The sequence below is a fragment of the Clostridium polynesiense genome (genome assembly GCF_000820705.1).
In the GTDB taxonomy this organism is placed as follows: Bacteria; Bacillota; Clostridia; order Clostridiales; family Clostridiaceae; genus Clostridium_AA; species Clostridium_AA polynesiense.
Genome location: NZ_CCXI01000085.1, coordinates 1 through 1781, shown reverse-complemented (window position 1 = coordinate 1781; position 1781 = coordinate 1). Strand labels below are relative to the sequence as shown.

Genomic DNA, 1781 nt, shown 5'->3' with positions numbered 1-1781 from the left:
CTGATGGTACTGCACGGGAGACTGTGTGGGAGAGTAGGACGTCGCCAGGTCTGTATTCCGCGGTAGCTCAATGGTGGAGCACTCGGCTGTTAACCGATAGGTTGGAGGTTCGAGCCCTCTCCGCGGAGCCAAAAGAGTCAAATTGTGATTCAACAGTTTGACTCTTTTTATTTTGTATAAATATATATTTACTTTTGATATTACCATTTAGTATACAAATTTGAAACAAGCTGTTATTATAAGGTATAATGGAACAAATAGTATAATGTAATGAGGATGGATATTATGTCAAAAAAATTAATATTTTCCCGCAAAAGCAGAAGAGAAAAAAGAAAAAAAGTAATAATTACTTTATTGATTTCTTTTATAGGTATCGGAGCAATCCTAAGTGTAGCTTATTTTGGTGTTAAATATTCTAAATTAAAGGGCTTTAATTTAAAAAACCTTTATGGTAATAAGCAGGAAGTTACCTTAGGAAATAAGACTGAAGAAAATGCAGTCATTGAAGAGACAAAAGAAGATAAAGCAGCAGATAAGAAGCTTCCGAAGGATGTAAGAAAAAGTTCCAATACATCTATTGAAGGAGATAAATATACATATAATTCATCAGAAGTTCAAAAGGTAAATGAAAAGGTTGTGCCTACAGATGGAAAAAAGATGGTTTTTTTAACCTTTGATGATGGTCCATCATTAGCAAATACGCCAAAAGTTTTAGATATATTAAAATCCAATGATGTTAAGGCAACCTTTTTTATACTTGCTAAAAATTTTAATGATGCACCGGAAACCTCAACTTTGTTAAAAAGAGAGCTAGAAGAAGGGCATGCTATAGGCAATCATGGAACTTCCCATCTATATGAAAAGCTATATCCTAAAAATAAAGCTGAATTAAATAACATAATAGAAGATTTTGATAACTCAGATAAGCAGATAAAATCTATTTTAGGTGATGATTTTGAAACTAGAGTTATTAGATTCCCAGGGGGATCTATGTCATGGAAAAATATGCAGCCTGTAAAGGATTATTTTAAAGGTAAAGGAATTGCCTATGTAGATTGGATGGTGGATTCTTCTGATGCCAAGCATGCAGGAAGGACTAAGGCTCAGATAATCAGTGAAATAAAGAAGGAAACTGAAAAGTATGAAGCTGCCAAAATAGATAAAATCACAATATTGATGCATGATGCGGCAGGAAAAGAAAGTACCGTTGACGCTTTACCTGAAATAATAGCTTATTTCAAAGAAAGAGGTTATGAATTTAAAACCTTAAAGTAATTTAATTATAAGAGAAGTGATAGTATTACTTCTCTTTATTAGTTAATCATTTATTTTATATAATAAAAAGGTTATAATAAAAATAATACAATTGAAGGGTTAGGAGGTAATTATTATGAATAAAATCCTTCTGGTTGAGGATGAAAGCAGTATTAGAGGGTTTTTAAGAATAAATTTTGAAAGAAACGGCTTCAAGGTTTTAGAAGCAGAAAGTGGAGAAGAAGGATTAAGCATCGCAGCTATGGAAAAGCCGGATGTGGCTATTCTTGATGTCATGCTGCCGGGAATAGATGGTTTTAAAGTTTGCGAGGAACTGAGAAAAATGTTTCCAAGTATAGGCATAATGATGCTTACAGCACGTGGGCAAGATATGGACAAGATAATGGGGCTGGAATATGGAGCGGATGATTACGTTATAAAGCCATTTAACCCCATAGAGGTAACTCTTAGAGTAAAAGCACTTCTTAGGCGAGTTGAAGAGCCTATAGATGATGAAAATGATGAAA

At 33.6% G+C, this 1781-nt stretch carries 2 protein-coding genes and 1 tRNA gene; all 3 read left to right on the top strand.

The window, feature by feature from the left end:
- The first annotated feature begins 56 nt into the window (after nt 1-56).
- Nucleotides 57-131: transfer RNA gene (locus tag TA89_RS07845), tRNA-Asn, on the top strand.
- Nucleotides 132-285: 154 nt separating this feature from the next.
- Nucleotides 286-1275 carry a polysaccharide deacetylase family protein gene (locus TA89_RS07840; RefSeq protein WP_052447371.1) on the top strand — a complete coding sequence of 330 codons (990 nt, stop codon included), beginning with the start codon at nt 286-288 and terminating at the stop codon, nt 1273-1275.
- A gap of 115 nt (nt 1276-1390) precedes the next feature.
- A partial coding sequence (locus tag TA89_RS07835) for a response regulator transcription factor (RefSeq protein WP_040212311.1) occupies nt 1391-1781 on the top strand: 391 nt, incomplete at its 3' end.